7 protein-coding genes are annotated in these 4,598 nt (G+C 67.0%); 1 reads left to right on the forward strand and 6 read right to left on the reverse strand.

The genetic code is table 11. The features are described from left to right. The coding region (gene cysG, locus FFS27_RS28870) for a siroheme synthase CysG (protein WP_137952383.1) at positions 1 to 1,318 on the forward strand (1,318 nt) is incomplete at its 5' end. Between the two features lie 4 nt (positions 1,319 to 1,322). On the opposite strand, the gene FFS27_RS28875 is transcribed toward cysG, so the two are convergent. From FFS27_RS28875 to FFS27_RS28900, 6 genes are all read right to left on the reverse strand, one after another. After that, positions 1,323 to 2,297, reverse strand: coding sequence for a glutathione S-transferase family protein (locus FFS27_RS28875; RefSeq protein ID WP_003097628.1), 975 nt, complete (start codon positions 2,295 to 2,297; stop codon positions 1,323 to 1,325). Between the two features lie 87 nt (positions 2,298 to 2,384). Further along, positions 2,385 to 3,368 (reverse strand): glycosyl transferase family protein, encoded by a 984-nt coding sequence (locus tag FFS27_RS28880; protein WP_003108776.1) that lies wholly within the window; start codon positions 3,366 to 3,368, stop codon positions 2,385 to 2,387. Further along, a complete protein-coding gene (locus FFS27_RS28885; RefSeq protein WP_021264897.1) occupies positions 3,365 to 3,700 on the reverse strand; it encodes a TusE/DsrC/DsvC family sulfur relay protein in 336 nt (111 codons plus the stop codon). The genes FFS27_RS28880 and FFS27_RS28885 overlap by 4 nt, the downstream gene beginning before the upstream one ends. Beyond that, entirely contained in the window at positions 3,697 to 4,002 is a 306-nt protein-coding gene (gene tusB / locus FFS27_RS28890) for a sulfurtransferase complex subunit TusB (protein ID WP_021264896.1), read from the reverse strand. The genes FFS27_RS28885 and tusB overlap by 4 nt, the downstream gene beginning before the upstream one ends. Next, positions 4,002 to 4,361 carry a sulfurtransferase complex subunit TusC gene (gene tusC, locus FFS27_RS28895; RefSeq protein ID WP_003090389.1) on the reverse strand — a complete coding sequence of 120 codons (360 nt, stop codon included), beginning with the start codon at positions 4,359 to 4,361 and terminating at the stop codon, positions 4,002 to 4,004. Before tusC ends, tusB begins: the two co-directional genes overlap by 1 nt. Further along, on the reverse strand, positions 4,358 to 4,598 hold a 241-nt coding region (locus FFS27_RS28900), incomplete at its 5' end, for a DsrE family protein (protein WP_171019251.1). The genes tusC and FFS27_RS28900, both read right to left, overlap by 4 nt.

Genomic DNA, 4,598 nt, shown 5'->3' on the forward strand with positions numbered 1-4,598 from the left:
CCGCAGTTCGATGTGGATCTGCGGCGCGCGCCTGCGCGTGGTCGCGCCGCAGATCCACATCGAACTGCGGCATCTGGTGGAGCAGGGCGGCGGCGAGCTGCTCGAACGCGACTACCAGGACGGCGACCAGCCCGGCTGCGCCCTGATCATCGCCGCCACCGACGACGAACCGCTGAACGCCGAGGTGTCGCGAGCGGCCAATGCGCGCGGGATACCGGTCAACGTGGTGGACGCGCCGGCCCTGTGCAGCGTGATCTTCCCGGCCATCGTCGACCGTTCGCCGCTGGTGGTGGCGGTCTCCAGCGGCGGCGATGCGCCCGTGCTGGCGCGGCTGATCCGGGCCAAGCTGGAAACCTGGATTCCCTCGACCTACGGGCAACTGGCCGGACTCGCCAGCCGCTTCCGCCACCGGGTCAAGGAATTGCTACCCGACCTGCAGCAGCGCCGGGTGTTCTGGGAAAACCTGTTCCAGGGCGAGATCGCCGAGCGTGTCCTGGCCGGCCGTCCGGCGGAAGCCGAGCGTCTCCTGGAAGAGCGCCTGGCCGGCGGCCTCGCGCACATAGCCACGGGCGAGGTATATCTGGTCGGGGCCGGGCCGGGGGATCCGGACCTGCTGACGTTCCGTGCCCTGCGCCTGATGCAGCAGGCCGACGTGGTGCTCTACGATCGCCTGGTGGCGCCGTCGATCCTCGAATTATGCCGCCGCGATGCCGAACGCCTGTACGTCGGCAAGCGCCGCGCCGAACATGCGGTGCCGCAGGATCGGATCAACCGCCTGCTGGTGGAGCTGGCCAGCCAGGGCAAGCGCGTGCTGCGCCTGAAGGGTGGCGACCCATTCATCTTCGGCCGCGGCGGTGAGGAAATCGACGAACTGGCTGCCCACGGCATACCTTTCCAGGTCGTGCCGGGAATCACCGCGGCCAGCGGCTGCGCGGCTTACGCCGGGATTCCGCTGACTCATCGCGACCATGCGCAATCGGTTCGTTTCGTCACCGGTCATCTGAAGGACGGCACCACCGACCTGCCGTGGCAGGACCTGGTAGCGCCTGGCCAGACCCTGGTGTTCTATATGGGCCTGGTGGGATTGCCGGTGATCTGCGAGCAACTGGTCGCCCACGGTCGCTCCGCACAGACCCCGGCGGCGCTGATCCAGCAGGGGACCACCGCCCAGCAGCGGGTATTCACCGGAACCCTGGAAAACCTGCCGCAACTGGTGGCTGAGCACGAAGTGCATGCGCCGACCCTGGTGATCGTCGGCGAAGTCGTGCAACTGCGCGACAAGCTGGCCTGGTTCGAAGGCGCCCGCGAGGACGCCTGAGCCTTCAGCCTTCTCCCCAGATGCCCTTGCCGGGAAGTCGTTCCCGGCCTGGCGCGCGCGCCAGGTCGAGGCGCGGGCCCAGCGGTACTATCCCGGTCGGGTTGATGGTACGGTGGCTGGCGTAGTAGTGCCCCTTGATATGTTCGAAGTCCACTGTCTCGCCGATGCCCGGGCGTTGGTACAGCTCGCGCAGCCAGCCGGAGAGATTCGGGTAGTCTTCGATGCGCCGCAGGTTGCACTTGAAGTGTCCGTGGTACACCGCATCGAAGCGCACCAGGGTGGTGAACAGGCGGATATCGGCCTCGGTCAGGTATTCGCCGGCCAGGTAGCGGCGTTCGCCGAGCAAGCCTTCCAGGTAGTCCAGCTCCTCGAACAACTGGACGAAGGCCTCCTCGTAGGCGTCCTGGCGAGTGGCGAAGCCAGCACGGTACACGCCGTTGTTGACCGCAGGATAGATGCGTCCGTTGAGGCGTTCGATCTCCTCGCGCAGCGGCTCCGGGTAGAAGTCCAGCGCGTTGGCGCCGATGGCGTCGAAGGCGCTGTTGAAGATGCGGACGATATCGGCTGATTCGTTGTTGACGATCTTCTGCGCCTGCTTGTCCCACAGCAGCGGCACCGTGACCCGGCCGCTGTAGTGCGGGTCGTCGCGGGTATAGCGCTGGTGCAGAAAGGCCAGGCCGTCGAGGCGATCGCCGGTGGAGCCGTGGGCGGGGTCGAAGGTCCAGCCGTTCTCGCGCATCAGCCAACTGACCACCGAAACATCCACCAGCGACTCCAGCCCCTTCAGCTTGCGCACGATCAGGGTCCGATGGGCCCAGGGGCAGGCCAGCGAGACATAGAGATGGTAGCGCCCGCCCTCGGCGGGGAACGCCGGCTCGCCCAGCCAATGGCGGCGCTGGGCGTTTTCGCGCTGGAAGCGGCCGTCTTTCTGTGTGTCATACCACTGGTCGTGCCAGCGGCCATCGATCAACTGTCCCATGAGCGGGTTCCTCCATACGTCGTTGGAGGAACAGTCTAGTGTCGGTCGATCGATAAATTTATATAAATAAAGGGCTATTCGTATCGATCAGATCGATTCGTTTCGGGTCGCCCAGTAGTGTGCGGCTTCCTTGAAGGCTTCTTCGCGATTCTTGCCAAGGGCCCGTAGCGCCAGGGCCATGCTGGAGAGCACCGCCAGGTGGCCATAGGCGTCGCCTTCGCGGCCGTCCCAGACGGCCCGAAGGAAACCCGGGTCGAGCTGTTCCGGCTTCATGTGCCGGTGCGTCGACAATGCCGGCCATTCCTCGTCCCAGGCTTCGCCCTGGTCGCAACCATACAGGTGGGCGACGACGTCCGGGTTGACTTCGATCTCGCCGCCTTCGCCCTTGATGACGATGGCCCGGTCGCCGAGCAGGCGGCTGGCCTCGCGGTGGGTTTCCTGGTAACCGGGGTGGAAGATGCTCTGCAGGATGCAATCCGCATTCAGGGGGTTGAGCAGGCGAACCAGCGAATGGATCGGCGAGCGCAGACCGAGGGTATTGCGCAGATCGATCATACGTTGCAGCACCGGCATCCAGGCGCCGAGCGGAATGAACGCCAGGTGGCCGCGCTCCAGGGCCTGTTCTACCTGCAGCCAGTCGTGGCAGAGCGGGATCTCCAGCGCCGCCAGCAACTGTTCGCTGTACAGGCGTCCGGCGGTATGCGCGCCGCCGCCGTGCATGAGGATGCGCACGCCATGGCCGGCCAGGCACTTGGCGGCCAGCAGGTACCAGGGCAGGTGGCGCTTCTTGCCGGCGTAACTGGGCCAGTCGAGGTCGACGCGCAAGGACGGGACTTGCAGGCGCTCGCGCACCGCCTCGGTGAAACCGGCCAGTTCCTCGCTGCTTTCCTCCTTGTGCCGCAGGAGCATGAGGAAGGCGCCCAGCTGGGTGTCCTCGACCCTGCCGTCGAGGATCATGCCGAGGGCCTCGCGGGCTTCCTCCCGGGTCAGGCTGCGCGCTCCGCGCTTGCCTTTGCCGAGGATGCGGACGAACTGGGCGAACGGATGTTCGGCGGGAGTCGAGAGAGTCATAGACAGTTGCTCGGTTTCGGCAGGCCGGCCAGCTTCGCGCCAAGCTTGGCCGGGGCGCCCTTGAACAGGTGGTTGAGGTGCAGGCTGTTGCCCTTGTCCGGACCCAGTCGCTGGGCGACGTACTTGATCAGCGGGCGGTTGGCCGGAGACAGCTGGAACTTCGCATAGAACTCGCGGAGCAGTTGGAGAATCTCCCAGTGCTCGGCGGTCAGGGCCAGCTCCTCGCGGGCGGCCAGGGCTTCCGCCACCGGCTCCGACCAATCGTCGAGAGCGGCGAGGTAGCCGTCCTTGTCCAGCCGGATTTCCCGGCCTTCCAGCGTAAGGAGCGTCATAGCCAACTGTTGACCTTGTCGAAGCGGGTGGCGAGTTCGACGAAGCCGGGGTAGTCCACCGCCACCAGGCGAGCGGGGACGTCCTCGATACCGCGCGCCTGGAGGTCTTCCAGCAGGGCGAACAGTTCGACTTCCGCCGGCATCAGTTCCAGGGCCTGGCAGGCGTGGCTGCCGGCCAGCAAGGCGTGCACGGCGTCGCCGCAGAGCAGCAGGCCGTCGCCGGGGTTGAGCAGGTACAGGCAACTGCCCAGGCGGCCGTCATTGAACGGCGAGCGGGACAGTACGTGGAGGGTCGTGGCCATCAGAGGGTAATCACCTGGTCGTAGCGTTGCAGCAGGTCGCGCAGGGCCTGGTCGTCGAGCACCTCGACCGCGAGGGCCAGGCGCTCTTCCGCCAGGCCACGCTCGCGCAGGCTGCGGGCCGAGACGTAGAGGTCGTCCACGCCGAACATCGGCAGGGCCTGCAGGTTGGCCTGCAGGTCCTTCTGCTGCAGGTGCGCAGGATGCTGGCCGGGAGCCAGCTGGAACGCGCCGTCGTCGAGGAACAGCATGCCGACCGGTAGATCGAAGGCGCCGCCGGCCAGGGCTATGTCCAGCGCCTCGCGGGCGCTCGGGCCGGACCAGGGCGACTGGCGGCTGATGATCAGCAGCGACTGGCTCATCGGTCGCCTCCGAAGCAGACCAGGCGGTCCGCGGTTTGCGCCGCCTCGTGCAACTGGCCGAGTCCGGACAGTTCCCATGGTGCGCCAAGGTTGGCGCCGGGACGGCCGTAGCGTTCGGCTTCCTCGGCGTTCAGCACGCCGCGGCGCAGGGCGGCGGCGATGCAGACCACGGCGTCCAGGCCGTTGCGCTCGACCAACTCGCGCCAGGCGGCGGGCACGCCATCGTCCGCCTGTTCT

This window comes from Pseudomonas sp. 2VD (assembly GCF_005503585.1).
GTDB lineage: Bacteria > Pseudomonadota > Gammaproteobacteria > Pseudomonadales > Pseudomonadaceae > Pseudomonas > Pseudomonas aeruginosa.